Annotated in this window: 23 protein-coding genes; 7 read left to right on the top strand and 16 right to left on the bottom strand. The window is 74.2% G+C overall.

Annotated features, from left to right (window positions below; genetic code table 11):
• The first annotated feature begins 48 nt into the window (after nt 1–48).
• On the top strand, nt 49–732 hold the full coding sequence (locus ACZ466_RS42360) for a response regulator (protein WP_378291062.1): 684 nt from the start codon (nt 49–51) through the stop codon (nt 730–732).
• A 172-nt stretch (nt 733–904) separates the two neighbouring features.
• On the opposite strand, the gene gltX is transcribed toward ACZ466_RS42360, so the two are convergent.
• Nucleotides 905–2,332 (bottom strand): glutamate--tRNA ligase, encoded by a 1,428-nt coding sequence (gltX, locus tag ACZ466_RS42355; RefSeq protein WP_378291060.1) that lies wholly within the window; start codon nt 2,330–2,332, stop codon nt 905–907.
• A gap of 77 nt (nt 2,333–2,409) precedes the next feature.
• A complete protein-coding gene (locus ACZ466_RS42350; RefSeq protein ID WP_378291058.1) occupies nt 2,410–2,994 on the bottom strand; it encodes a TIGR03086 family metal-binding protein in 585 nt (194 codons plus the stop codon).
• Nucleotides 2,995–3,121: 127 nt separating this feature from the next.
• On the opposite strand from ACZ466_RS42350, the gene ACZ466_RS42345 reads away from it, so the two are divergent.
• Together ACZ466_RS42345 and ACZ466_RS42340 are read left to right on the top strand one after the other, a co-directional pair.
• Entirely contained in the window at nt 3,122–3,964 is an 843-nt protein-coding gene (locus ACZ466_RS42345; RefSeq protein WP_378291056.1) for a DUF6597 domain-containing transcriptional factor, read from the top strand.
• A 68-nt stretch (nt 3,965–4,032) separates the two neighbouring features.
• On the top strand, nt 4,033–4,659 hold the full coding sequence (locus ACZ466_RS42340) for an NUDIX hydrolase (protein WP_378291054.1): 627 nt from the start codon (nt 4,033–4,035) through the stop codon (nt 4,657–4,659).
• A gap of 48 nt (nt 4,660–4,707) precedes the next feature.
• Here ACZ466_RS42340 and ACZ466_RS42335 read toward each other — a convergent pair whose 3' ends face one another.
• Nucleotides 4,708–5,718 (bottom strand): methyltransferase, encoded by a 1,011-nt coding sequence (locus ACZ466_RS42335; RefSeq protein ID WP_378291051.1) that lies wholly within the window; start codon nt 5,716–5,718, stop codon nt 4,708–4,710.
• A gap of 186 nt (nt 5,719–5,904) precedes the next feature.
• On the opposite strand from ACZ466_RS42335, the gene ACZ466_RS42330 reads away from it, so the two are divergent.
• The gene (locus ACZ466_RS42330) at nt 5,905–6,537 is read left to right on the top strand and encodes a GmrSD restriction endonuclease domain-containing protein (RefSeq protein ID WP_378291049.1); all 633 of its coding nucleotides are present in this window, start codon (nt 5,905–5,907) and stop codon (nt 6,535–6,537) included.
• 54 nt (nt 6,538–6,591) lie between these two features.
• Here ACZ466_RS42330 and ACZ466_RS42325 read toward each other — a convergent pair whose 3' ends face one another.
• Nucleotides 6,592–7,098 (bottom strand): HAD domain-containing protein, encoded by a 507-nt coding sequence (locus ACZ466_RS42325; protein ID WP_378291047.1) that lies wholly within the window; start codon nt 7,096–7,098, stop codon nt 6,592–6,594.
• A gap of 98 nt (nt 7,099–7,196) precedes the next feature.
• On the opposite strand from ACZ466_RS42325, the gene ACZ466_RS42320 reads away from it, so the two are divergent.
• Nucleotides 7,197–8,051, top strand: a complete 855-nt coding sequence (locus ACZ466_RS42320; protein ID WP_378291045.1) for a class II glutamine amidotransferase — start codon at nt 7,197–7,199, stop codon at nt 8,049–8,051.
• 71 nt (nt 8,052–8,122) lie between these two features.
• Nucleotides 8,123–8,941 (top strand): PIG-L family deacetylase, encoded by an 819-nt coding sequence (locus tag ACZ466_RS42315; protein ID WP_378291043.1) that lies wholly within the window; start codon nt 8,123–8,125, stop codon nt 8,939–8,941.
• A 12-nt stretch (nt 8,942–8,953) separates the two neighbouring features.
• On the opposite strand, the gene ACZ466_RS42310 is transcribed toward ACZ466_RS42315, so the two are convergent.
• From ACZ466_RS42310 to ACZ466_RS42290, 5 genes are all read right to left on the bottom strand, one after another.
• Nucleotides 8,954–10,120, bottom strand: a complete 1,167-nt coding sequence (locus tag ACZ466_RS42310) for an ARPP-2 domain-containing protein (RefSeq protein WP_464041900.1) — start codon at nt 10,118–10,120, stop codon at nt 8,954–8,956.
• Nucleotides 10,117–11,556 (bottom strand): hypothetical protein, encoded by a 1,440-nt coding sequence (locus ACZ466_RS42305; RefSeq protein WP_378291038.1) that lies wholly within the window; start codon nt 11,554–11,556, stop codon nt 10,117–10,119. The genes ACZ466_RS42310 and ACZ466_RS42305 overlap by 4 nt, the downstream gene beginning before the upstream one ends.
• Nucleotides 11,557–11,743: 187 nt before the next feature.
• Nucleotides 11,744–12,103: a VOC family protein gene (locus ACZ466_RS42300; RefSeq protein WP_378291036.1), complete on the bottom strand. Its 360-nt coding sequence runs from the start codon at nt 12,101–12,103 to the stop codon at nt 11,744–11,746.
• 52 nt (nt 12,104–12,155) lie between these two features.
• Complete coding sequence (locus ACZ466_RS42295; RefSeq protein ID WP_378291034.1) at nt 12,156–12,911, bottom strand: TetR/AcrR family transcriptional regulator; 756 nt, start codon at nt 12,909–12,911, stop codon at nt 12,156–12,158.
• A complete protein-coding gene (locus ACZ466_RS42290; protein WP_378291032.1) occupies nt 12,908–14,200 on the bottom strand; it encodes an acyl-CoA dehydrogenase family protein in 1,293 nt (430 codons plus the stop codon). The genes ACZ466_RS42295 and ACZ466_RS42290 overlap by 4 nt, the downstream gene beginning before the upstream one ends.
• Before the next feature lie 151 nt (nt 14,201–14,351).
• Between ACZ466_RS42290 and ACZ466_RS42285 the strand changes: the two genes are divergently transcribed.
• Nucleotides 14,352–15,422, top strand: coding sequence for a phosphotransferase family protein (locus ACZ466_RS42285; protein ID WP_378291030.1), 1,071 nt, complete (start codon nt 14,352–14,354; stop codon nt 15,420–15,422).
• A 15-nt stretch (nt 15,423–15,437) separates the two neighbouring features.
• On the opposite strand, the gene ACZ466_RS42280 is transcribed toward ACZ466_RS42285, so the two are convergent.
• From ACZ466_RS42280 to ACZ466_RS42250, 7 genes are read right to left on the bottom strand one after another with little or no spacing between them, the layout of a single operon-like run.
• Entirely contained in the window at nt 15,438–15,845 is a 408-nt protein-coding gene (locus ACZ466_RS42280) for a DUF1257 domain-containing protein (protein WP_378291028.1), read from the bottom strand.
• A 14-nt stretch (nt 15,846–15,859) separates the two neighbouring features.
• On the bottom strand, nt 15,860–17,467 hold the full coding sequence (locus tag ACZ466_RS42275; RefSeq protein WP_378291026.1) for an Hsp70 family protein: 1,608 nt from the start codon (nt 17,465–17,467) through the stop codon (nt 15,860–15,862).
• Nucleotides 17,468–17,516: 49 nt separating this feature from the next.
• Nucleotides 17,517–19,925, bottom strand: a complete 2,409-nt coding sequence (locus ACZ466_RS42270; RefSeq protein WP_378291024.1) for a hypothetical protein — start codon at nt 19,923–19,925, stop codon at nt 17,517–17,519.
• Nucleotides 19,922–21,979 carry a hypothetical protein gene (locus tag ACZ466_RS42265; RefSeq protein ID WP_378291022.1) on the bottom strand — a complete coding sequence of 686 codons (2,058 nt, stop codon included), beginning with the start codon at nt 21,977–21,979 and terminating at the stop codon, nt 19,922–19,924. Before ACZ466_RS42265 ends, ACZ466_RS42270 begins: the two co-directional genes overlap by 4 nt.
• Before the next feature lie 3 nt (nt 21,980–21,982).
• Complete coding sequence (locus ACZ466_RS42260; protein WP_378291020.1) at nt 21,983–23,521, bottom strand: AAA family ATPase; 1,539 nt, start codon at nt 23,519–23,521, stop codon at nt 21,983–21,985.
• The gene (locus ACZ466_RS42255; protein WP_464041899.1) at nt 23,518–24,138 is read right to left on the bottom strand and encodes a 4Fe-4S single cluster domain-containing protein; all 621 of its coding nucleotides are present in this window, start codon (nt 24,136–24,138) and stop codon (nt 23,518–23,520) included. The genes ACZ466_RS42260 and ACZ466_RS42255 overlap by 4 nt, the downstream gene beginning before the upstream one ends.
• The gene (locus tag ACZ466_RS42250; protein WP_378291016.1) at nt 24,135–24,347 is read right to left on the bottom strand and encodes a DUF2997 domain-containing protein; all 213 of its coding nucleotides are present in this window, start codon (nt 24,345–24,347) and stop codon (nt 24,135–24,137) included. Before ACZ466_RS42250 ends, ACZ466_RS42255 begins: the two co-directional genes overlap by 4 nt.
• Nucleotides 24,348–24,402: the final 55 nt, after the last annotated feature.

The raw sequence follows: 24,402 nt of genomic DNA, 5'->3' as shown, positions 1-24,402 counted from the left end.
GGGTGGCGAGCCGGGACGAGCCGGAACAGAGATGGTAGAAGGGCAAGCGTGGACGACAAGGCGAAGATCCTGCTCGTGGACGACCGCGAGGAGAACCTCATCGCGCTGGAGGCCATCCTCAGCTCGCTCGATCAGGACCTCATCCGGGCCCGTTCCGGCGAGGAGGCCCTCAAGGCGCTGCTGACCGACGAGTACGCGGTGATCCTGCTGGACGTGGTGATGCCGGGCATGGACGGCTTCGAGACCGCCCGCGACATCAAGCGCCGCCGCAAGACCCGCGACCTGCCGATCATCTTCCTGACGGCGGTGAACAGCGATCCCGACTACGCCTTCCGCGGGTACGCGGCGGGCGCGGTCGACTTCATCTCCAAGCCGTTCGACCCGTGGGTGCTGCGGGCCAAGGTGTCGGTGTTCGTGGAGCTGCACAACAAGAACAAGCAGCTGCGCGACCAGACGGTCCTGCTGCGCGAGCAGGCGGCGCTGCTGAGGGAGCAGGCCGCGCTGCTGCAGGCCCGGCCGTCCACCGATCCGAGCCGGGGGCCCGGCACCCTCCCGGAGGCGGCGGCGCGCGCCGCGGCGGAGTCGGCCGCCCGGCTGGCCTCGGTCGAGGAGCAGCTGGAGCGGCTGGGCAAGCGGCTCCCTGGCACGCTCCGCGAGGAGTTCGAGGAGCTGGACCGGCGGGTGGCCGACCTGCGCGACACCGTGGCGGGGCCGGACGACGTCGCACCGTGATCCCGGGTCGCCGTGATCCTGGGTCGCCGCGGTCCCGGACGGTGCCCGCGGGCGTGATCGTCCCCGGGCGGCGCCGCACGGGCCCCGGGTGAGCGCGCGGCCGGTGGCGGGTGCTTCCCCGCCACCGGCCGCGGTCGTTCCGGCGGCCGTCTGCGGTGTTCGCGCCCCGCTGTCAGGAGGCGGGCGCGGCGTCGCGCAGCTTGGCGCGGGCCGCGGCGATCCGGGCGAGGGTGCGCTCCCGGCCCAGGATCTCCAGCGACTCGAACAGCGGCAGGCCCACCGTGCGGCCGGTGGCGGCGACGCGGACGGGCGCCTGCGTCTTGCCGAGCTTGAGGCCCTGCGCGGCGCCGACCTCCTCCAGCCGCGTCTTGAGCCGCTCGGTCTCCCACGGCACGTCCCGGTAGGCCTCCTCGGTCGCGGCGAGGATCTCCGCGGCCGGACCCTTCAGCATGGCCTTGTTCCAGGACTGCTCGTCGTAGGGCGGCTCGTCCAGGAAGGCGAAGTCGACCATCGGCACGATCTCCGACAGCACCGCCACCCGGGTCTGGGCCAGCGGCGCGAGCCGCTCGAACACACCCAGGTCGACCTCGAACGGCGCGTCCTCCAGGAACGGCAGGCACTCGGCGACGAACCGCTCCGGCGGCAGCGCCCGGATGTACTCGCCGTTGAACGCGCGCAGCTTCTTGACGTCGAAGAAGGCCGGCGAGGTGTTGACGTTCTCGATCCGGAACTCCTCGACGATCGCCTCCCACGGCACGATCTCGCGGTCGCCGGAGGGCGCCCAGCCCAGCAGCATCAGGTAGTTGCGCATGGCGTCGGACAGGTAGCCCTCGGCCCGGTAGTCCTCCAGGGCGACCTTGTCGCGCCGCTTGGACAGCTTCTGCCGCTTCTCGTTCACGATCACCGGGACGTGCGCCCACACGGGCGGCTCGGCGCCCAGCGCCTCCCACAGCAGCTGCTGCTTGGGCGCGTTGGACAGGTGCTCCTCGCCCCGCACCACGTGGGTGATGCCCTGGCTGATGTCGTCGACCGCGTTGGCCAGCAGGAACGTCACCGAGCCGTCGGCGCGGGCGATGACGAAGTCCTCCAGGACGGCGTTCTCGAACACCGGCTTGCCGCGCAGCAGGTCGACCACCGTGGTCTGCCCCTCGTCGGGGCTGCGGAACCGCAGCGCCCGCCCGGGGCCGGGCTCCAGGCCGCGGTCGCGGCAGAAGTTGTCGTAGCCCTTGTACTGGCCGCCGGCGCGGGCGATCAGGTCGTCGCGGGTGCACTCGCAGTAGTAGGCGCGCCCGGCGTCGATCAGGGTGCGGGCGGCGGCGGCGTGCTTGTCGGCGTTGGCGGACTGGAAGTAGGGGCCCTCGTACTCGCCGCCGTCCATGCCGAGCCAGGCCAGCGCCCGGATGATCCCCTCGGTCCATTCGGGCTGGTTGCGGGAGGCGTCGGTGTCCTCGATCCGCAGCACGAGCGTGCCGCCCGCCTGCTTGGCCATCACCCAGTTGAACAGGGCGGACCGGGCCCCGCCCACGTGGAACATCCCCGTCGGGGAGGGGGCGAAGCGTACCCGGATGGAAGAACCAGAGGTCGACGGCGTGGAAGACATGCCTCAAGCGTAGAGCGCCCGGCACCCCGCTCGCGCCTGTAATTCGCCCCCCCTTCCCCCAGCGGCGGAGGGGCCGGTCAGGGCTTCCAGTACGGGTCGCGCCCGGAAAGCCCCAAGAGCCGGTCAAGGAGCGGCGCCGACTCGGGGACCTCGACGCGCTCGCCGAACGCCTTGTACTGCCGTCCCATCTCGGCGGTGGGCTGCAGCTGCTCGTAGGCGGCGGCGACCAGGTCCCCGGGGATGACGGCGGTGTCCTGGCCGGTGGCGACGGCCAGGTCCCAGCCGTGCAGGACGCATTCGCCGAGCATCATGCCGCCGATGACGGGGGCGGGCATGCCCTGGGGGTTGCCGGTGAGGCTGGTGCTGCCCTCCCAGGCCGCGGGGTCGGTCCACGCCTCGGCCATGGCGCGGGCGCGCTCGGTGTAGAGGGCGGCCCAGTCGCCGTCCGCGGTGAAGTCGTGCCCTTCGTCCACGCCGGCGGGCGGCTGCTCCTTGCGCGCGGCCGTCGCCGCCGGCCCGGCCCAGTAGGTCATGTGGTTGACCAGTGCCCGCACGTCCCAGCCGGGGCAGGGGGTCGGCGCGTCCAGCCGGTCCGCCGGGACGCCCCGGACGATCCGCGCCGACGTCTCGGCCGCGGGCACCATCAGGCTCCGGAATTCCATCTCGCCCTCGCCTCTTTCTCGCTCATCCGTTCGAAGAGCTTTCCACGCTAGAGCGGGCCCGGCGGCCGGTCTTGTAGAAACGCGACAGGCCGCCGCGGCACCGGCGCGCACGCCCTAGCCTGGGGGAATGTCCCGGATTCTGCCCAGTAGCACGCGCGGCATCCTGAACGCCCGCGCGGCGCTGGAGAGCTTCCAGGTCACCAGGATCGCGCCCGCCGCGGAGCTGGCGCCGTTCGTGGACCACTACTGGGTGCTGGTGTGGGACCTGCGCGGCCGCGAGCCGCACCGGCAGCGGGTCCTGACTCGGCCGGCCGTCCACATGACGTTCACCAGCTACCTGACTTCCGGGACGACCCGGGACCGGGTGGTGGGCGTGGTCCGGGACGGCTTCGCGGAGGAGATCGCCGACGAGGGCCGGGTGGTCGGCGCGGCGTTCCGGCCCGGCGGGTTCCGGCCCTTCCTCGGCGCCCCGCTGTCCACGATCACCGGCCGGACGCCGCGCGTGCACGAGGTGTTCGGCGCGGCGGGGCGCGAGCTGTGCGCGGACGTCTTCGGCAGTCCCGGCGCGGAGGGCGCCGTCGCGCGGCTGGAGGCGTTCCTGCTCGGCCGGCGCCCGGCCGGGGCGGACCCGCGGGCGGGCCTCGCCGCCGGGATCGTGGCGCGGATCGCCGAGCGGCCGGGCCTGGTCCGCGTGGACGACCTGGCGGCCGACGTGGGCGTGGGCCCGCGCAGCCTGCAGCGGCTGTTCCAGGAGTACGTGGGCGTCGGCCCCAAGTGGGTGATCCGGCGGCACCGGATGCTGGAGGCGGCGGAGCGGGCCGCCGCGGGCGCCCCGGTGGACTGGCCGGCGCTGGCGGCCGAGCTCGGCTACGCCGACCAGGCCCATTTCATCCGCGACTTCACCGCCTCGGTGGGCACCTCCCCGGCCCGGTACGCCCGGGACCAGCGCGAGGCCCCCGCGGGCCGCTGACGCGCCGTCCGCGTCCGCGGAGGCACGCCGGGCGAGCGGCCCGCCCGGCAGGCTGAGAAGATCGGTGGATGACGGATCCCCTCGTGAGCCTGCCCGCGTTCCGGGAGGCCGCCGCCGAGCGGCTCGGCGCCTTCGCCCACACCACCGTCCCCGACTCCCCCGGTTCCCGCCGCGCCGGAGTGGTGCTGTGCGTCGTCGAGCACGAGGGCGTCCCCTCGGTGATCCTGATCAAGCGCGCCTACCGGGGCCGGAACGCGGGCCAGTGGGGGCTGCCCGGCGGGCGGATGGACGAGGGCGAGACGCCCGAGGAGGCCGCCCTGCGCGAGTTGCGGGAGGAACTGGGGCTGGCCGTCGGGCCCGCCGAGGTGCTCGGCAGGCTCGACGACTTCCCCGCCGCCTCCGGGTTCTCGATCACCCCGGTGGTGGCGGCGCCGTCCGATCCGGGCCCGCTGCGCCCCAGCCCGGACGAGGTGCACTCCGTCCACCACGTGAGCCTGGCCCGGCTCGCCGCCGACGACACGCCGCGCTGGGTGCCGCAGATCGACGGCGGGCACCTGCTGCAGATGCGGCTGCGCCCCGACTGGGTCGTGCACGCCCCGACCGGGGCGATGCTCTGGCAGTTCCGCGAGGTCGTGCTGCTCGGCCGGGAGGCCCGGGTCGCCGACTTCCTGCAGCCCGACTGGACCCGCAACTGAGCCCCGCGCCCCCGGAAAGGCCGCGGGCTGGGGCCACGCCGCGGATCGTCAGGCGGGCGCGGCCTCGATCACGCGGTACCCGGACGGCGGGAGCGGGCCGGTGATGGCGGTGAGCCCGAACCCGGCGGCGCCGAGCAGGTCGCGGAAGTCGCGCTCGGTGCGCTCGCGCCCGCGCAGCACGACGAGCATGTTGATGTCGGACATCACGTTCCCGGAGTCCTCCGGCGTCACCACTTCCGGCATCACGAACTCCACCAGCAGCACCCGCGCGTCCGGGCGCATCGCCTCGCGGCACCTGCGCAGGATCGCGGCGGCCTTCTCGTCGTCCCAGTCGTGGACGACGCTCTTGAGCACGTAGGCGTCGGCCCCCTCCGGCACGGACTCGAAGAAGTCACCGGAGACGACCCGGCACCGGTCGGCCACGCCCGCCTCGTTCAGGGTCCGCTCCGCGCCCGCGTGCCCGGCGGGGAGGTCGAACAGGATTCCGCTCGCGTCCGGCACGGCGCCCAGGATGGCGGCCAGCAGGGTGCCGTCGCCGCCGCCCAGGTCGGCGATGGTGCGGAAGCGGCCGAAATCGCCGTTCTCGACGACGGCCGGTGCGACCGCGCGGGTGTGCTGGGCCATGGCGGTGTTGAACGTTCCCGCCAGTTCCTCGTTCGCCGCCATGAATTCGAACGATGTCATTCCGGTGACGCGTTCCCAGGCGGGTTCACCGCTGCGCAAAGTGCCGACAAGATCGCCCCAGGAGTTCCACACCTCCGGCCCGCAGAAAAGCCTGACGAGCCCGCGCACCGATCCCGGGTCGTCGCTTTTCAGGCCCGCGCCCAGCGGGGTGAGCTCGAAGAGGTCGGTGTCCCGCTGCTCCACCACCCCCAGAGAGGCGAGGGCGCGCAGCAGCCGCCGCAGTGAGGGCGCGTGGGTGCCGGTCTCCTTGGCCAGGTCCTCGCCGGTGCGGGGCCCGGCGGCGAGCGCGTCGGCCACCCCGGTCTCGGCCGCCGCGTACAGGACCTGCGCCGGCATGAAGCCGTAGGCCAGGTCGAGAAGCGGTGATCGGCCCATGGTCGTCTCCCTTCGTCGGTCGTCGAAGGGGACGTTAGACGGCGCCGCGACACGCCGTATTGGACGAATGTGACCGCCCCGGCTCGTAACAAACCCGTGATCTTGCCGGAAGCGAACAGACATTTCCGGTTTATCCAGCTAACTAACGCTTGAACGGAGGATGCTCCCAAGCTGGAGGAGGAACCCGTGAAACGCACGGGCATCACCGTCACCGCTCTCGCCGCCGCGCTGACCGCCACCGCGGCGCTCGCGCCCGCGGCCCACGCCGCACCGCCCGCCCCGCCGGGGAAGGCCGTCACCCTCGAGCACCTGGCGGCGCTGACCGTCGCCGCCGAGGGGTCGTCCACGGGCTACGACCGCGACAAGTTCCCGCACTGGAGCACGGTCTCGGGCGCCTGCAACACCCGCGAGATCGTCCTGCAGCGGGACGGGACCAACGTCCAGACCGACTCCAGCTGCGCCGCCGTCTCCGGGAGCTGGTACAGCCCGTACGACGGCGCCACCTGGACCCAGGCGTCCGACGTCGACATCGACCACATGGTCCCGCTGGCCGAGGCCTGGCGGTCGGGGGCCAGTTCCTGGACCACCGCGCGCCGGGAGGGCTTCGCCAACGACCGCGCCAGCTCCCAGCTGTGGGCCGTCACCGACAACGTCAACCAGTCCAAGGGCGACCAGGACCCGGCCGAGTGGGTCCCGTCGCGCACCGCCTTCCGCTGCATGTACGCGCGGTCCTGGACGGACGTGAAGTACCGCTACGGCCTCACCGTGGACTCGGCCGAGAAGTCGGCCCTGACCAACCTGGTCAACAGCTACTGCTGACCCGCCCGCGGCCCCGGGCCCGGCCCGGGGCCGCGCCGGCGGAGATGACGATCATCAGGCGTCGGGGGTCCGGGCGCGGAGCCATTCCAGGGCGCGCTCGATGTGCTCCTCGGTCAGCCCCGCCTGAGGCTCGACGGAGACGAGCAGGTGATCGCCGACGCCCGGCTCGGCGGCGATGCGGTCGGTCGCGTCGGGCTCGTCCTCGAACCACACGAACGGGCGGCCGCCGGTCCAGGCGGCGACGTGGCGGGCCTTCCAGGAGCCCAGCGAGACGCCCTCGGTGATCCCCGGGAACCGCGGAATCGGGACGAACGGCAGCTCGGGCAACCCGACCCTGGGCCCGATCCAGGTGTTGGCGTGGTCGCACCAGTAGCTGGCCCAGGCCAGCTCGGCGCCCGCGGCCTCGACCAGGTCGAGCAGCATGCGCCCGTGGCCGGCGTTCAGCCACAGCTTGTAGGTGATGCCGTTGGGCGAGCACCGCACGCGCCGGAACCCGCGATGCGGCCGCTCGAACGGGTTGAGCACGCCATCGACGTCCAGCAGCACCACCGGGGACCCCATATCCGGACCGTACGCCATCACCGGCCGCCCGTCGAAGACCTTTCCGCGCGCCGGGGGGCGGCCTGGTCGCGCCGCGGCGCGTGGGTCATGGTGGAAGCATGTGCCGACTCTTCGGGATGACCACCGGCGGGCCCCGGGTGCGGGCCACGTTCTGGCTGCTGGACGCGCCCCAGAGCATGCGCGCGCAGAGCCGCAGGATGCCCGACGGCACGGGGCTGGGATGGTTCTCGCTCGGCGACGAGCCCGTCCGGGACCGGGCCCCGGTCGCCGCGTTCGAGAACACCGACTTCGCCTCCGAGGCGCGCAACGTCGTCTCCCACACCTTCGTCTCGCACGTGCGGTACGCCTCGACCGGCCGGGTCAGCGTCCACAACGCGCACCCGTTCGACATGAACGACCGGCTGTTCGCCCACAACGGGGTGGTGCAGGGGCTCGGCGTGCTGGAGTCGTGGCTCACCGACGTGGACCTGGCGCTGATGGAGGGCCAGACCGACTCCGAACTGGTCTTCGCCTACATCACCGCGGAGATCAGGCGGCACGGCGACACGACGGCGGGCCTGATCGCGGCGATCCGGCGGATCACGGCCGAGCTGCCGGTCTACTCGCTCAACATCCTGCTGGCCGAGGCGCACCGGATCTGGGCGCTGCGCTACCCCGAGCCCAACGAGCTGTGGGTCCTGGCGCCCGAGCTGGAGCGGAGGGCCCGGCACCTGCACGCGGGGCACCAGCCCGGGAGCCTGGACGTGACGTGCGTGGACGGCGAGCGCCACACCCCCGCGTACGTGATCGCCAGCGAGCGGATGGACGAGGACCCCGGCTGGCGGCTGCTGCGGTCCGGGGAGCTGCTCGTCGTGGACGGGCTCACCGCCACGTCGCTGTACCCGTTCGAGGCCCCGGCGCGTCCCCTCACCGCGGCCGACCTGTCCGCCGCGGAGGCCTCGTCGCAGGCGTGAGTCCCGGCGGCCGTGGGCACTGTCGGTGGCGGGCCATAGAGTGGGCCGGGCGATTCGGTTGAGGAGATCAGATGGAACCCCAGCTCACCCTGATGGCGGTGCACGCGCACCCCGACGACGAGGTGCTCGGCACCGGCGGCCTGCTGGCCCGCTGCGCGGAGGAGGGCATCCGCACCGTCCTGGTGACGTGCACGAACGGTGAGGCGGGCGACGACGCGGGCGGCCTCAAGCCGACCGATCCCGGTCATGACGCGGCCGGGGTGGCGCGGCGGCGGCTGGCCGAGCTCCAGGAGTCGGCCGGGCTGCTGGACATCGGCCATGTCGAGCTGCTCGGCCACCGCGACTCGGGAATGGAGGGCTGGGACACCAACGGCCATCCGGAGGCGTTCGCGAACGTCCCGGTGGAGCAGGCGGCCAAGCGGCTGGCGGAGCTGATGGAGCGCTACCGCCCGCAGGTCGTGGTCACCTACGACGAGAACGGCGGCTACGGGCATCCCGACCACATCCAGGCCCACCGGGTCGCGGTCGCCGCGGCCGAGTCCACCGGGATCCCCGACAAGCTCTACTACACGGCGGTCCCGCGCTCGGGCGCCCGGCAGCTGATGGAGTTCCTCAAGCTGGCCGGCGAGGACCTGGCCGGGGTCGAGCTCCCCGACGACTTCGGCGTCCCGGACGAGATGATCACCAGCGTGGTGGACGTGTCGGCGTACGTGGAGCGCAAGGTCAAGGCGCTGGAGGCGCACGCGAGCCAGGGCGAGAACATCTTCCTGCTGCGGCTGCCGGAGGAGGCCCGGCGGCTGGCGCTGGGCGCGGAGGTCTTCATCCGCCACTTCTCCCGGGTCGACGCCCCCGACCACGAGGACGACCTCTTCGCCGGCCTGCGCGGCTGACCCCCCGGCGGGTCAGGTGCCGGGGGCGGGCATGCCGCGGCGGGCCTGGGCGCGGTAGTGGTCCAGGACGTCCTGCCGCAGTAGGTAGCCGAAGCCCGCGCGTTCCAGGCGCAGGCCCAGACCGGCGGCGTCGGTGCCGAGGGCCTTCGCGGTCGTCTCCAGGTTCCAGCCGTGGGCGGCGAGGCGGGTGAGGAGGTAGCCGCGGCGGACCTGGGTGTCCGACAGCCGGAACGACTTGAGGTAGGCGATCCGGCCCTTCCTGCGGGTGATGACCTCGCCGATGTGGTTCTCGCGGCGCGGTGAGAAGGCGGGCATGAAGCGCCCGAGCTCGAAGCCGTTGAGATGCTGGACGGCCCGGTAGCCGCCGTCCGGGTCGAACAGGCCGCCCGCCATGACCGTGTCGTGGAACGACGCCCACTCGTCCTGCCGCAGCCCCGCCTGGGCCCGCAGGTCCGCCAGGGAGCCGACCCGGGTGTCGTCGATGCGCACGCTCATTTCGGCGGCGGGCAGGTTGAGCAGCCCGTACTGGTAGATCGTCTCGCCGAACAGGTCCTCCACCAGGGTGGCGTGCAGCGCCCGGTAGTCGTCGGGGTGCGGGACGACGAAGGCGCTGGCCAGGGCATCGGCGACGTACACCATGACGCCGCACTGGCCGGGGTGGACCTCGAACACGCCGAGGGCGTCCTCCAGGCCCCGCACGTGCAGGCCCAGGAAGGTCCGCTCGGCCCGGGGCGACAGCCCGCCGCGCAGCGCCCGCTGCGACCATTCCTCCCAGGCGATCTCCGGGCCGCCGAAGTGCAGCGCGAGGTAGCCCTCGACGGCCAGGTGCAGCGGCAGGAACCGCAGCCGGTCCTTGGCGACGCGGCGCGCCATCCGCCGCCGGACCCTGACCGGCAGGGACGCCGGGGCGATCCCGGCGTCGTCCTTCTGCAGCATCCGGGTGCCGTACGAGGCCGCGGGCCCCTCGGTGTTCGCCCAGGTCGCGACGTAGGCGTGGGGGATGAACGCGGTGTAGACGGTGCGGTCGCCCACGGCCACCACCGAGGGGTCGTCGTAGACGTGGCGGTGCAGCCGCAGGTTCTCCACCGGCTCCTCGCGCACGAGCGGGACGAGCCGGACCGACCCCCAGGCCTGGGCGGGCCGGGTGGACAGGCCGGCCAGCGTGAGGTTCTTCATCATCGGCTCCCGGTGAACCGCGCGACGCGCTCGTCGAGGTAGGCGCGGACGTCCCCGAGCCCGGCCCGGCCCTCGGCGAAGCGGGCCAGCTCGACCAGGGTGGGCAGGTCCTCGGCGTCCCGGATGCCGGCGGTGGGCACGGTCGGCGCGAGCCGGCGCACGTCGAAGTCGTCGGCGTCGTACACCGGGTTGAGATGGGTGACGGCGACGCGGCGGCCGGGGTCGAGCCGGGTGCGCCACACCCGCAGGACCTCGGCGGCCAGGCCGGGCGGGGCGTTGTCCCAGCCGTCGGAGACGATCACGAGGCGTTCCGGGGCGGTGTCGAGGGCGTCCAGGATCCGCTCCCCCAGCGGCGAGGGCCCGAACGGGTACAGCAGCAGCTCGTCGGTGCGTCCCGAGACCCACAGCGGCGTGTACCGGGACGCGAGGGCCCGCAGGAGGTGGTGGCAGGCCAGCGCCACGGCCAGGGGGCGGCGGCGCTTCTGCCCGGAGCCGGTGGTGGAGAAGCTGTCGTCCAGGACGGCGGTGACGCGGCCCCACTGACCCGCCAGGGGCCCGGCGGCGCGGCGGGCGGCGGCGCGCAGGGCCGTGGTCAGCTCGTCGCGGCGCCTGACCCGGTCGTCGAGGGGCAGCGCCAGGACGTAGGTGGCGAGCCTGGTCAGCGGCATGGCCGACAGGTCGGCGGCGACGGCGTCCGCCTTGTGCGCGCGGGCGTTCTCCTGGAGGCGGAGGCGCTCCAGGCGGGTCATGCGCGGCTCGATGCGCTCCAGGAAGACCTTGCGGGGGATGCCGTGCTTGGCCGCGAAGCCCTCGGCGACCGTGTAGGGCAGGTCGTACAGGGCGGCCTGCTCGTAGTGCGCGCGCCGCCAGGTCTCGAACATCGGCGTGCGGAACCTGCCGCCGCGGCGCGGCGCGAACAGGAACGCGCCCAGCTCGCCGCGGGTCGCGCCGTCCTCGGGCAGGCGGAGGTGGGCGTGGCGGACGACCTCCCGCACCGCGCCGCGGTACTTGACGGCGTCGAAGGCCGGGTCGGGGCGGGAGGCCATCCACTCGCGGAGGATCGCGCGGGTGCGGCGGTTGTTCACGCCGACCTGGCGCAGCTCGCGGAACACCCGCAGCACGCGCTGCGGCGGCAGCAGCCGCAGCCGGGCGGAGATCAGCCGCCCCTCGGCGCGGCGGCGGTCGGCGGGGACGTCGGAGGCGTACACGAGCAGGTTGCGGACGATCAGCGCGGCGTTGTGGTCGTTGACGTCCAGCGCGAGCGCCGCCGCGTACAGCTCGCGGTAGTTGGCGAGCATGTACTCGTGCAGGAAGTCCAGCGAGAGCCGCTGGCCGTGCTCGTCGTGGTGGAACTCGCGCTGGCCGGTGGAGGTGATGGCGGCGTTGACGAACATCAGCACGTCCTCGCAGGCGACCAGGTCCGCCAGCGTCTCGCCCATGCCCCGTCCCCGCCCCCGCCTCGCACGATCCCCGGGTGCCGGCCGGGGAATGGGGGCGCGAACAGCGAATCACCGCTTGTAAAGAACGAGTTCCGGAAGTCGCACCGGAGTCCCGCGGCCGGCTCACGCACCGTAGCACCGCCGAGCGGGGCGAATCCGCCCATTTTCAACGGGCCGAGGGGATCGGTCAGGGGCGGTAGGTGCCGAAGTACCAGATGTTGCCCTCCAGGTCGCGGGCCGCGTAGTCGCGGGAGCCGTACGGCTTGTCGGCGAGCCCCGCGGTGATCTCCGCCCCGGCCGCCCGCGCCCGGTCGTGGTGCGCGTCCGGGTCGTCGACGGCCACGTAGATGCCGACGCCGCCGGCCTCGGCCTGCGAGATCATGACGATGCCGGTGTCGTAGCGCATCTCGGCGTGCACGATGCGGTCGCCCTCCCTGGCGACCTCGTGGGTGACGAACCCGAAGGCCCGTTCCAGCCACTCCATGGCCTTGGCCGGGTCGGTGTAGTGGACGAGCGGGTAGAAGGTCTGCCTGGGCATGTCGGTCATGTCGTTCCCCCTGGTCGTAGCGGATGACATGCCCAGTCTGCGGGACGCCCCCTCACCCCGTCTTGGACGAATGTGACCCGGGCGAAGGCGACCCGGGCGAAGGCGATCCGGGCGAAGGCGATCCGGGCGAAGGGGAGCGGGCGGCGTCGCGTTCGGCGGCCAGGCGGCGGGTCTCGGCCGAGACGGGCGCGCCCAGGATCGCGGTGACCACGTCGATCAGGTAGCTGGTGAACAGGCGGTCGTCGGTGCGCGGCCCCGAGCGGGCGCGGCGGCCCAGCTCGATCGAGGCGTGCAGCAGGGCGGTGAAGCGCCGGTGCAGGCGCGCCGCGTCCTCCTCCAGCAGCGGCAGCACCAGCATCCGCCACCGGTAGATGCTGTCGGAGGGGTCCTCCAGCGCCGCCGTGGACAGGAGCGGGTCGGGACGGTTGTGGACGGCCGCCCAGATCTGCAGGAAGTCGCGTCCGCCCTCGTCGGCGAGGAGGGCGGCCAGCGGCCGCACCAGCGCCGCCGCCAGCGCCCGCGGGTCGTCCAGGCCCGCCGACTCGTAGGCGTCCAGCAGGGCGTGCCGGCGCGCCTCGATCTCGGGGCGGTGCCGGGCGACGATCGCGCGGACGATCCCCGGCCGCCCGCCGAAGTGGTACTGGACGGCGGTGGCGTTGCGCGCCCCGGCGGCCTGGTTGATCTCGCGGAGGCTGACCGCGTCCAGGCCGCGCTCGGCGTACAGGCGCTGGGCGGCGTCCAGCAGCCGCTCCCGCGTCGACGCGGGAGCGGCCGCGGAGGCCGCCGGGCCGGAAGGCGTGTCGGTCACTCGTTCCCTACGGCTCGTTCCAGGGCGTCGGCGTAGCGCGCGCGGGCCGCCTCGCGCCGGGTGGGCAGGTGGCCGCTGGGCCACAGCCCCTCGACCGGCTCGTAGTCTCGCAGAATCTGCCGGGCCACCGTGATCTTGTGGACCTCGGTGGGCCCGTCGGCGATCGCCATCGACTGGGCGCCCAGCAGCATGCCGGTGAACGGCATCTCCCCCGACACGCCGAGCGCGCCGTGCAGGTGCATGGCCCGCTGGACGACGTCGTGGAACACCTTGGGCATGGCGGCCTTGACGGCGGCGATGTCCTTGCGGACCTTGCGGTAGTCCTGGTGCTTGTCGATGAGCCAGGCGGTGCGCAGCACCAGCAGCCGGAACTGCTCGATCTCGATCCAGCTGTCGGCGATCTTCTCCCGCGTCATCTGGAGCTTGGACAGGGGGCCGAACCTGGTCTGCCGCGACACCGCCCGCTCGCACATCATGTCGAACGCCTTGCGGACCTGGGCGATGGTGCGCATGGCGTGGTGGATGCGGCCGCCGCCGAGCCGGGTCTGGGCGATGGCGAACGCGCCGCCCTCCTCCCCGAGGAGGTTGCCGGCGGGCACCCGGACGTCCTCGTAGCGCAGGTAGCCGTGGGAGCCCTCGCGGCCCGTGCCGACGCCGACGTTGCGGACGATGGTCAATCCCGGCGTCCCGGCGGGCACGATGAACATCGACATGCCCTCGTAGGCGTTCACGTCCGGGTCGGTCACGGCCATCACGATGATGAAGGCGGCGTGCTTGGCGTTGGAGGAGAACCACTTCTCGCCGTTGATGACCCAGCCGTCGCCGTCGCGCTCGGCGCGGGTGGTGAACATCGTGGGGTCGGAGCCGCCGTGCGGCTCGGTCATCGAGTACGAGGAGGAGATCTCGCCGTCCAGGAGCGGCGCGAGGTAGAGCTTCTTCTGCTCCTCGGTGCCGAAGTGGGCGATGATCTCGGCGTTGCCGGAGTCGGGGGCCTGGCAGCCGAACACCGAGGGCGCGAAGCGGGAGCGGCCCAGGATCTCGTTCAGCAGGGCCAGCCTGACCTGGCCGTAGCCCTGGCCGCCGAGGTCGGGGCCGAGGTGGCAGGCCCACAGCCCGCGCTCCTTGACCTGCTGCTGCAGCGGGCGGACCAGTTGCCTGAAGCTGGGGTCGGCCTTGTCGTACGGGTCGCCGAGGACCAGGTCGAGGGGCTCGACCTCGTCGCGGACGAAGGCGTCGGCCCAGTCGAGCAGTTCCTGGTACTCGGGGTCGGTGTCGAAGTCCCAAGCCATGCCGGCCTCCCTCTCTGATGCGGCGCCGCGGGTGCGCCGCGGGCGTCTCCCAACGATAATGTGCCTATCTGAATGATTAATGCAAGTGCATCACTGTTACTCTCCGCATCGAGGGGCACACCCCCGTATGGCCTTGCCTAGGAGGAACGCCGTGCAGCAGCCCGCAGAGATCGAGCGCGCGCTCGTGGACTTCGACGTGCTCGACGCCTGGATGACCGGGCGCGACCTGCCCGGCGGCCCGTTCGAGGACGTCCGGCTGCTCAGCGGCGGGACGCAGAACGTGCTGCTCCGCTTCCGCCGCGGCGGCCGCGACTACGTGCTGCGCCGCGGTCCCCGCCACCTGCGCACCCGCACCAACGACGTGCTGCGCCGCGAGGCGCGGGTGCTGACGGCCCTGGGCGGCACGGACGTCCCCGCACCGCGCGTGATCGCCGCCTGCCCCGACGAGAACGTCATGCACGGCGCGGTCTTCTACCTCATGACGCCGGTGGAGGGCTTCAACGCCACGGTCGCCCTGCCCGAGCCGCACGCCTCCGACCCGGTGATGCGGCACGCGATGGGCCTGCACGCCGCCACGGCGCTGTCCGCGCTGGGCGCCGTCGACCACGAGGCGGTGGGGCTGGCCGACTTCGGCAAGCCGGAGGGGTTCCTGGAGCGCCAGGTCGGACGCTGGATGTCGGAGCTGGAGGGTTACGGCTCCCTGGAGGGCTACCCCGGCCCCGAGATCCCCGGCCTGGAGCGGGTGGCGTCGTGGCTGGAGGCCAACCGCCCCACCACGTGGCGGCCGGGCATCATGCACGGCGACTACCACCTGGCCAACCTGATGTTCTCCCCGACCGGCCCGGAGGTCGCCGCGATCGTCGACTGGGAGATGTGCACGATCGGCGACCCGCTGCTCGACCTGGGCTGGCTGCTGGCCACCTGGCCCGGCCACGGCGACGAGAGCGCCTCGCTGGCCGGCCCGCTCGGCGCGGCGGGCGGCCTGCCCGGGCCGGGCGAGCTGGTCACCGCCTACGCCGGGCGGGCCGCCGCGACCGCGGGCCGCGACCTGGCGTCGATCATCTGGTACGCGGTGCTCGCCTGCTTCAAGCTCGGGATCGTCCTGGAGGGCACGCACGCCCGCGCGTCCGCGGGCAAGGCGCCCAAGGAGACCGGCGACCTGCTGCACTCGATCACCCTCGGCCTCTTCCGCCGCGCCGAGGCCTTCATCGCCTCCGAGTAGGTCGCGGCAGGGGGCTCAGACGGTGCGGCGGAGCGTGATGCGGCGGGTGCCGTCGCGGTCGACCTCGTCGGTGGCGATCTCGAAGCCGTGCGTCTCGGCGTACCGGACGGTCGCGGCGTACCCGTAGGCGCGGGCCACCTCCGTCAGCCACGCCGCCCCGTACCGGGTCCGGTCGTACTCGCTGACGATCGCCTCGAACGCCCCGTCGCCACGGCGCGCGAAGCCGATGTCGTTGCTGGCGCTCCCGACGTGCCGGCGGCGGACGATCACCTCGGCCCGTTCGGGGCGGGCGTCGCCCCGGTAGCCGTACAAGGTCTGCGGGGCGTCGTGCACCTCCACCTCACCGAACCCGACGGCGGCGAGGGCGGCGGCGAGCAGGTCGGGTTCGCGGAGCGCGGTGCGGACGCGGGTGAAGTGGGACATCGGCGGGGAACCTCTCAGGCGAGTCGGACGACCGGGTGCCCCTCCAGCACCCAGACGCGGCGGACGAGGTCGAAGGCGGAGACGGTCAGCCGCTTCTGCGGGTCGACGCGGAAGTCGAGCCGGAACCGGTCGGCGCCGGCCGCGGCGGGCGGGTCGGCCTCCAGGAACGTGGGGGTCTCCTCGTTCAGCCAGACCATGGCGCGCTCCTGCTTGCGCTGCGCGGTGACCTGCACGGCGCGCGCCCCGCCGGCGGCGTCGAACACGATCTCCAGGTCGGCGGCGTCCCGGTGGGTGGCGTGGGCGAGCTCGTAGATGGCCAGGCCGAGGCGGCGCTGGCCGTCCCGGACGGCCCGGATGCCCAGCGACCTGACCGGTTCGGGCGTCGGGTACGGGGTGCCGGACTCCACCAGCGGCTCGAACCCGTAGACGCCGGTCTCCTGGTCGACGTGCCGGATGACGTAGTCGTGCTGGATGTGGTCATGCAGCTCGTGGCCGCCCGCGATGCCGGCCGCGCCCGCCGCGACGGCCTCCAACGGCCGGTCCAGATGCACCGATTCCGGGTCGAACTGCAGCGCGATCGCGTCCCGGACGGCCGGGATCAGGCTGCTGCCGCCGACCAGGAACATCCCCGCCATCTCCCCGGCCGGGTACCCCTTGGCCGCGGCGCCGTCGAGGACCTTGCGCAGCGTGCGGGTGACCCGTCCCAGGACGTCGCGCTCGCGCAGCATCCGGTCGAACGCGCTGCGGGTGATCTCCGCGGCGTAGCGGCGCCCGGTGACCGGGTCCACGGCCCCGATCTCCGCGGCGTCCTCGCGGGCGAGGGCGACCTTGGCGGACTCGGCCGAGGCCAGCAGCGCCCGGAACACCCGGTTGCGGGCCACCGCGTCGGCGTGCGACAGCCCCGCCTCGTCGGCCGCGTGCTCGGCCAGCAGCGCGTCGATGTGGTTGCCGCCCAGGTCGACGCCCGCCTTGGCGACGACCCGCACGCCCGGCCCGCCGCCGGCCAGGCCGCGCTCGGGGTCCTGGACGCGGACGGCGGAGACGTCGAGGGTCCCGGCGCCGAAGTCGAACACGCAGAAGACCTGGCCGGGGTTCATCCGGGCGCTGTAGCCGACGGCGGCGGCGGTGGCCTCGTCCACCACCCGGATCCGGGCCGGGCCGTCGGCCACCTCGCGGACCAGCCAGTCGCGGTAGGTGTCGAAGGCCTCGACCGGCGCGGTCGCCACGATCTCCAGGTCGTCGGCGCCGGCGGCGAGGGTGGCCAGCGCCATGACGTCGCCCAGGAAGCGGGCGGCCGCCTCCCGCCCGGAGATCTTGCGGTCGCCGACGGGGCGGGGGATGTCGGCGGCCCGCCCGGTGAGGTTGCTCTTGGTCGACTGGAAGACGGTGACGCCGGGCCGCGCCGCCAGCTCCGGCGTGACCTGCGCGCCCAGCCAGCGCCGTTCGCCGTCGGCGTCGTAGGCCAGCAGCGACGGCACGACCCGCTGCCGGACGCCGCGCGTCCCCTCGCGCAGCAGGTCCGCCCCTTCCAGCGGGACGGGCTCGCCCCGCCCCAGGGTCTCGTCCCAGCGGGCGACGACGGTGTTGGCCGTCCCGAAGTCGAGGCCGATCCGCGCTGTCATGTCTCCCTCTCCCCAGGTGCGTTCTCGCCGGCGGCCGGACCAGTGTGCGTCATGGCCGCGCCTCCGGTCTCCCCAAGGCGATGTCGTCGACGGCGCCGATGTCGTGGGCGGCACCGCCGGGAAGGCCCAGCGCGATGTCGTCCCCGAACCGCACGCGCAGGCACAGCCGCAGCAGCCGCAGCGGCTCGGCCACCGAGTCGGCGAGGGAAGGGAAGGCCAGCACCTCTTCGACCTTCGCCAGATCGGACGGTGTGGCCTCGGCCAGCGGACGGTGCAGCAGGGACCCGAGCCGGTCGCCGAACCACTCGTCCACCCGGATCTCGTTGTGCAGGTCCGAGACCAGGCGCTCCCCCATGGGCGTGGCCGACAGGCGCCATCCGGCGTCCGCGTTCCGGCCGTGATCGGTCACGGGCGAGGGCGCCTCCAGCAGCGAGGCGGCGTCGGCGAAACGGGGGTGGGCGCCGGTGGTCCAGGCGACCAGGCCCTGCAGCGGCAGCGCCCGGAGCTGGTAACCCGGGCTCAGGGGCCTGCGGTCCTCCTCCACGAGGGAGTTCCCGGAGATCAGCCACCGGTGCATGTGTTTGCCGTCGGCGGTCACCAGCTCCCTTTCCGACACGAAGGCGAACTCGCGGGTGCGCGGGACTTCCGGCACCGCCGCGAACGCGATCCTCTGGCCGGTCTCCCCGTCGAGGACGGCGATCCCGCCGGGGCCCGCCACGGCGATGCGGCCCGACCGCCACTCGACCCCGAACGCGAAGGGCCCCAGCCGAGGAAGCCCCAGCTCGCCGGCCTCGACGGTCAGGGACGGGTGGGTGTAGGGCGGCCGGAACAGCCGGACGCCGGAGAACGAGACGACCGCCACCCCGCCCGGCACGGGCAGGATCTGGCCGACTCCGCGGTCCTCGGTGGCGATGAGGTGCCGCTCGCCGTCCGCGTACCGCACCAGCGGCCCGAGCGAGTCGCCGACGACCGCGAGGACGGCGTCGCCCGTGTGCGCGAAGAACCGCCACCCCCGCTCGTGGACGATCGGCTGGTGCCCGGGGTGGTCGACGGCGGCCGTCTCGTACTCGGCGAGGGTGTCACCGCTGGGCAGGGCGATGTCGAGCAGGCGGATCGGCCGGAAGGTCGGGGGGAGAATGAGGGTCACGGCCAGCCGCCTGCCGTCCGGCGAGATGGCGACGCGGCGGGTCTGCGCCCCGCCGCCGAGGGCGATCTCCATGGCGGGGGCGTGGGTGAGGAGGGCATCGCGCAGGACGGCGGGCCCGCTCGGGCCTGGATCGCGCAGCCGCCGGAACAGCTCGTCGCGCTCGTCGTGCGTGCCACCGGCGGCGGCGTCCTCGCCCGACGGGCGCCAGCTCGGGGAGATCCGGCGGGCCACCTCGCCCGCCTCCAGCGGCGCCACGTCGAGCGCCAGCCGCCACAGCCGCGGCCAGTCCTCATCGGCGGCCAGCCGGTCCACCAGCCGGGTGCGCTCGCGCACGCCGCGCGGCCGGGCGGAGGGCCGGGCCGCCAGGTCGCGGATCCGCTCGAGTTCGCCCGCCTCGGTGAGCGCCTCCAGCACCCGGGCGCGCAGGGCGTCGCCGGCGCCCGCGTACCCGGCGGCCAGCAGGGAGCCGTCGGGGTCGGACGCGCGGAGCTGCTCGATGTCCCCGAGGAGCAGGCGGAAGACGGCGCACTCCCCCGGATCGTCGGGCAGCAGTTCGCGCTCACGGCAGGTGCGCGCCAGCCGGGGCAGGAGGTGGCCGGGAGTGGCGTCGTCGAGGAGGCCGCGGCACAGGGCCTCGGCGGAGGCCAGGCCGAGCGCCAGCATGCTCAGCGCGTGCTCCGGCTCGGCCTGCTCGGGGGCGGGCCATCCTGCGCCGAGCAGGTAGCCGCCCAGCGGTTCCGACGGTTCGTCCAGCCACCGGCTCCAGAGGAACTCCAGCGCTCCGTCCGACGGGCGGTGCGGGTTGCGGAGCAGTTCCCGCTCGAGCGGACCGGGGTCGGAGAGCTCGTGCACCAGGCGCCAGAGGGCTTCGAGCAGCGCGCCGTCATCGGTGGCGCAGAAGCGGGCGGCGTCCGCGCGTACGGCGTCGTCGCCGTCCAGGAGGAGGCCGGGCACGCAACGGACGTCGGCGGGCCCGCAGACCTCCGCCAGGCGGCCCTGCAGGGCGGCCGACTCCCATCGGGACTCGCCCCACGCCGCGGGGACGTCGAGTGCGCGGGCCACCTCGCGCAGCTCCGGGTCGCGCCGCCGCGCCCAGGCTTCGGCGACGAACTCCTGCGCCTCCACGCGGCGCACGTGGCCCGCGTGCTCCTCATCGGATGCCAGCCGGAGGAGGGCGGGCTGCACGGGGCCGAGAGGCCCCCTCGCCACGAGGCGCCTCCAGGCGCGGTCGGCCCCGCGGGTCGGCGCGCCGTCCTCGCCCGTGCGGCCGGTCGCGCGGATCCTGCGCTCGCGGGCGTTCCGCCCCATCATCGCGTCCCCTCCCGCGTGCCGAGGGCGATGTCGTCGTCGCCGCCGGGCCCGGGCGGGACGGCCGAAATGTGGATCTCGGTGGCCAGCCGGTGCTCCAGGCGCAGCCACAGCACCTCGGCCAGCGGGCGGGCCGCGGCCGTCGCCGGGTCGCCGCGGACCAGCTCGATCCGGCGGAGATCGCGGGAGCCCAGCTCGCCGGGCCACCGCCGGGCCATGATCGCGACGTCGACCGCGTGCGGGGCGTCGGCGACGGCGATGTCGCCGCCCGCGGTGAGCGCGTGCACGGCGCCGTCCGGGCTGCCCCACAGGGCGTCCCCGGTCCTGCCGTCCAGCTCCCGGACGCCGCCGGCGGGGCCGAGCGTCGCGGCGTCGAGGTAGCACACCTGGGCCGGACGCTCGTGGCGTCCCGGCTCCAGGACGGCCAGCTCGCCGCGGCCCCTGATCGAGACCGGATGGCGGCGCCCGGACAGCGGCTCCAGCGCGGCGGACGCCTCGGTCTCCAGCCCGCCGCCGGGCACCACGCGCATGCTCTCCACCCGAGAGGTCGCGGCGGACACTGCCACGATCCGGTCCGGGCCGAGGAAGCAGACCTCGTGCTCGCCCTGGACGGCCTCCGACCTGGCCAGCCGTGCGTACGGCCGCGTCCCGATGATCTGGAGGCGGGGGCCGTCGAGCACGAGCCGTCCCGTGCGCGGCTCGGCCGCCATCCGGTACGGCGCCGCCCCCTCCTGCAGCGGGGTGTTCCAGAACAGCTCGGTGTAAAGGGGGAACCCGCCGCGCGCCCCGCCGGAACCGTCGAAGTACAGGACCCTGGCGAGCGCCTCGCCGCCCGGCGCGCCGCTCACCTCCAGGGCCGCGAACCGGCCGTCGCCGAGCGCGGCCATCGCCGGGACCGTCCCCTCGAGTCCCCGCAGGACCACCTCGCGCATGTCGTCCTCGTAGCGGGTGATGCCGCGGCCCCTGACCGCGTCGGCCCGCCCCTGCCACGCGGCGGCGAACAGGGCGTCGCCGGTGTGGACGAGCGTGGCGGGGTGGCAGCGGTCGAGCCGTTTGTGCAGCAGCCGGTTCCCGCGCGCGGTGAGGTCGAAGACGTGCAGATGCCCGGGCCCGTCGCCGTCCTCGCGGGAGGAGACCGCCAGCCGCCGCCCGGACGGGTCGATCGACACCTCGGCGATCCGGCCGGGCACCGACAGCTCCAGCGCGCCCACCGACGCCAGCGCGCGCAGGCCCTCGGCCGCGGCCTGCGGGGTGAGCCGCGCGAGCGCCCCGAACACCTCCAGATCGGCGTCCCGGGGCCGCCACGCCGCCGCCTCCGCGCCGCCGCCGGTGAACAGGCGCATCGCCTCGACCGCGTGGACCAGCGGCAGGGTCGCGACGAGCCGCCACAGGTCGTCCCAGCGGCCGTGCCGAGCGTACTGCCCGGTGACGTGGCCGATCTCCTCGCCGCTCAGGCGCGTGCTGCGGTCCATCACGATCCGCAGCAGGTCCAGGTCGCCGTCGCCGATCACCGCGGTGCGGATCCGGGCGCGCTCGCGTTCGCCGGCCGCCTCGTAGGCAAGGGCCAGCAGCGACCCGTCCGGGTCGGCGGCCCGCCGGTCCTCCGGCCGCCGCGTCAGCAAGAGGAACACGCCGCGCCGCACCGGGTCGGACGGTACGAGGCCGTGCCGCGCGCACCACGCCGTGAGGCTCCCCACACGCCGGTCCTCGTCGGCGAGCGCGGCCTCGCAGACGGCGTCGACCACCTCCGGGACCGGATCGGCGAGGATCGCGGAGCGCGCCGCTTCCGCCACCGGGTGAAGGTGGCGGCGGGCGGACTCGGCGAGTGCCTCCGCCAGGTCCGCGCCGCGCTCCCCCAGCGCCACCCGGCTGAGCCCGCGCAGCGGCTCGGCGGACGCCGGACGGCCCGCCCGGACCAGGGCGTGCCGGATCCGGGCGGACTCGGGGCCCGCGCCGTCCTCCAGCCACCTCCGCCACAGCTCGTCCACGGCCGGCTGCGCGCCGCGGCGCGCCGCCCACAGCAGGCGGGCGGTGCGCAGCCTCCCGGTCGCTCCCATGGATCAGTCCAGCTCCAGCCGCACCTGCGACTTCTCGGCCACCGCGATCTCGGCGAACGACGCCGACTGCGCCCGGCCCTCGTGCAGCCACGCCCGCAGCCGCTCGATCACCTCGCGCTGGGAGCGGCTCAGCGGCACCGTGCGGCCGATCGCCGCCGTGAGGTCGGCGGTGCGCACGTCGCGCTCCTCGGCGAACGCGGCGTACATCGCGTCGATCACCGCCTGCTCCAGCTCGGCGCCGACGAAGCCGTCGGAGATCTGCGCGAGATGGTGGACGTCGAAGGCGCCCGGGTCGCGCCGCCGCTTGCGCAGGTGCACCCCGATGATCTCGCGGCGCTCCTCCTCGGTCGGCAGGTCGAGGAAGAACACCTCGTCGAAGCGGCCGCGGCGCAGCGTCTCCGGCGGCAGCGCGGTGATGTCGTTGGCGGTGGCGACCGCGAACACCGGCGCGGTCTTCTCCTGCATCCAGGTCAGCAGCGTGCCGAACACCCGCTGCGAGGTGCCGCCGTCCAGGTCGCCGGCGCCGAAGCCCTTCTCCAGCTCGTCGATCCACAGCACGCACGGCGCGATCGTCTCGGTGAGCTGCAGCGCCCGCCTGATCCGCTCCTCCGACTCCCCCACCAGCGAGCCGAACAGCGCGCCGACGTCCAGCCGCAGCAGCGGCAGCCGCCACATCCCGCCGATCATCTTGGCGGTGAGGCTCTTGCCGGTGCCGGGGATGCCGATCAGCGCCAGCCCCTTGGGCGCGGGCAGCCCGTAGTCGGCGGCCTCGGCGCTGAAGGCGCGCTCGCGCAGCGCCAGCCACCCCTTGAGGGCGTCCAGGCCGCCCACGTCGTCGATGGTCTCCTCGACGGAGAAGTACTCCAGCGCGCGGCTCTCCCGGATGACGGCCTTCTTCTCCTCCAGGACCGCGTCGATGTCGCGGTCGTCCAGAACGTCGTCCCGCACGATCGCCTTGGCGAACGCCCGCTTCGCCTGCGACGCGGTGAGCCCCAGCGCGGCCTGCGCCAGCTTGGCGCGGCCGTGCGGGGTCAGCTCCGACCGAACGCCCCGGGTGCCGCCGACCAGGTCGTCGAGCTCGCGGCGCAGCGCGTCCTCGGCGGGCAGCGGCAGCTCGACCACCACCGCGTCGTCGCGCAACTCCCCGGGGACGGTGTCCGCGGGCGTGGTGACGACCAGCGAGGAGCCGGTGAAGACCAGCTGCTGGGCCAGGTTGCGCAGCCGCCGCCGGATCCGCGGGTCCTTGCCCCAGAACTCGTGGAAGTCCTTGAGGACGTACAGGTCGCGCCGGTCGGGGTGCTTGAGCGCCAGCTCCTTGATCTTCTCCAGCGCGGTGCCCGGATCGGCGGCGTCGGGCAGCGGCCGGCCCGCCTTGGAGTCGAACCGGTCGGCGACGTCCCACACGACCAGGTCCGAGCCGGGGTCCCGGCCGCGGCGCACCTCGTCCAGGATCCGCAGGGCGCGCTGCTCCTCCACGGTGACCAGCACGATCAGCGACACCCGCGCCCGCAGGTAGAGCCCGATCTCGTCCCGTACGCTCATCGCAGCCCCTCCGCCGCCCTCGCCGCCATCGCCGTCGCCGCCCGCATTCCGGTGACCACCAGGCCGCCGTCGGGCGCGATCACCATCTCCGTCTCGGGCACGTCCTCGAAGTCGGCCGCACGGTAGCGGCCCGTCCGCGCCCAGTACATCTTGTTGGCCGACCCGCGCAGTCCGGCGCCCAGGTGGAGGCGCGGGTTGTAGCGTCCCGCGACGACCATGTCGGCGTCGGCCACCGCCGCCAGCCGGCCGGGGTCGGCCTCGATCTCCTCCCGGGTGAAGCCGGTGAGGATCACCACCCCCAGGCCGCCGCGGGCGGTGACCTCGGCGCAGAACGCGGCGACCGCGGCGGGCTGCTCCAGCGGCTCGCCGCCGGTGAGGGTGACGCCCTCGATGTCGCCGGCGGCGGCCAGCGCGGCGGCGGCCAGCTCGCCGGCCGTGCGGACCGGCCCCTCGGGACGGTGCGTCTCGGGGTTGAAGCATCCGGGGCAGCCCAGCGAGCAGCCCTGGCTCCAGACGGTGAACCGCAGGCCGGGGCCGTTGGCGCGGCTGCGCGCGAGCACGCCGTGCACCCGCCACGGCACCGACCGGGGGGCACCGGTGCTCCCGGGCGGGGTCACCCCCACACCTGGTCGCGGCGATCCTGGCCGGCCTCCGCCTCGTCCTCGACGTACGCCTCGGCGGTCATCTCCCGGGTCTCCACGTCGCCGCCCAGCATGCGGACGAGGTCCTCGGTCTCCTCCAGGCAGCCCATCCCCGCGATGCCGTCGACGTGCATCCCGACCGTGCCGTCCGGCGCGATCGTGACCTCGATGTTCTGCTCCGCCATGCGCGTTCTCCTCGTACCCGGGCCATATCGGGGCGTACGGCCCCCGAGGGTTGGA

The organism is Actinomadura rugatobispora, assembly GCF_055379765.1.
Note: the sequence above shows the minus strand (reverse complement) of the source record. Positions and strands in the feature narration are given on the sequence as shown.

Coding starts and splice junctions, on each gene's coding strand:
- gltX (WP_378291060.1), bottom strand. CDS start 2,332: ATGTCTTCCACGCCGTCGACCTCTGGTTCTTCCATCCGGGTACGCTTC.
- ACZ466_RS42350 (WP_378291058.1), bottom strand. CDS start 2,994: ATGGAATTCCGGAGCCTGATGGTGCCCGCGGCCGAGACGTCGGCGCGG.
- ACZ466_RS42345 (WP_378291056.1), top strand. CDS start 3,122: ATGTCCCGGATTCTGCCCAGTAGCACGCGCGGCATCCTGAACGCCCGC.
- ACZ466_RS42340 (WP_378291054.1), top strand. CDS start 4,033: ATGACGGATCCCCTCGTGAGCCTGCCCGCGTTCCGGGAGGCCGCCGCC.
- ACZ466_RS42335 (WP_378291051.1), bottom strand. CDS start 5,718: ATGGGCCGATCACCGCTTCTCGACCTGGCCTACGGCTTCATGCCGGCG.
- ACZ466_RS42325 (WP_378291047.1), bottom strand. CDS start 7,098: ATGGGGTCCCCGGTGGTGCTGCTGGACGTCGATGGCGTGCTCAACCCG.
- ACZ466_RS42320 (WP_378291045.1), top strand. CDS start 7,197: ATGTGCCGACTCTTCGGGATGACCACCGGCGGGCCCCGGGTGCGGGCC.
- ACZ466_RS42315 (WP_378291043.1), top strand. CDS start 8,123: ATGGAACCCCAGCTCACCCTGATGGCGGTGCACGCGCACCCCGACGAC.
- ACZ466_RS42310 (WP_464041900.1), bottom strand. CDS start 10,120: ATGATGAAGAACCTCACGCTGGCCGGCCTGTCCACCCGGCCCGCCCAG.
- ACZ466_RS42305 (WP_378291038.1), bottom strand. CDS start 11,556: ATGGGCGAGACGCTGGCGGACCTGGTCGCCTGCGAGGACGTGCTGATG.
- ACZ466_RS42300 (WP_378291036.1), bottom strand. CDS start 12,103: ATGACCGACATGCCCAGGCAGACCTTCTACCCGCTCGTCCACTACACC.
- ACZ466_RS42290 (WP_378291032.1), bottom strand. CDS start 14,200: ATGGCTTGGGACTTCGACACCGACCCCGAGTACCAGGAACTGCTCGAC.
- ACZ466_RS42280 (WP_378291028.1), bottom strand. CDS start 15,845: ATGTCCCACTTCACCCGCGTCCGCACCGCGCTCCGCGAACCCGACCTG.
- ACZ466_RS42275 (WP_378291026.1), bottom strand. CDS start 17,467: ATGACAGCGCGGATCGGCCTCGACTTCGGGACGGCCAACACCGTCGTC.
- ACZ466_RS42270 (WP_378291024.1), bottom strand. CDS start 19,925: ATGATGGGGCGGAACGCCCGCGAGCGCAGGATCCGCGCGACCGGCCGC.
- ACZ466_RS42265 (WP_378291022.1), bottom strand. CDS start 21,979: ATGGGAGCGACCGGGAGGCTGCGCACCGCCCGCCTGCTGTGGGCGGCG.
- ACZ466_RS42260 (WP_378291020.1), bottom strand. CDS start 23,521: ATGAGCGTACGGGACGAGATCGGGCTCTACCTGCGGGCGCGGGTGTCG.
- ACZ466_RS42250 (WP_378291016.1), bottom strand. CDS start 24,347: ATGGCGGAGCAGAACATCGAGGTCACGATCGCGCCGGACGGCACGGTC.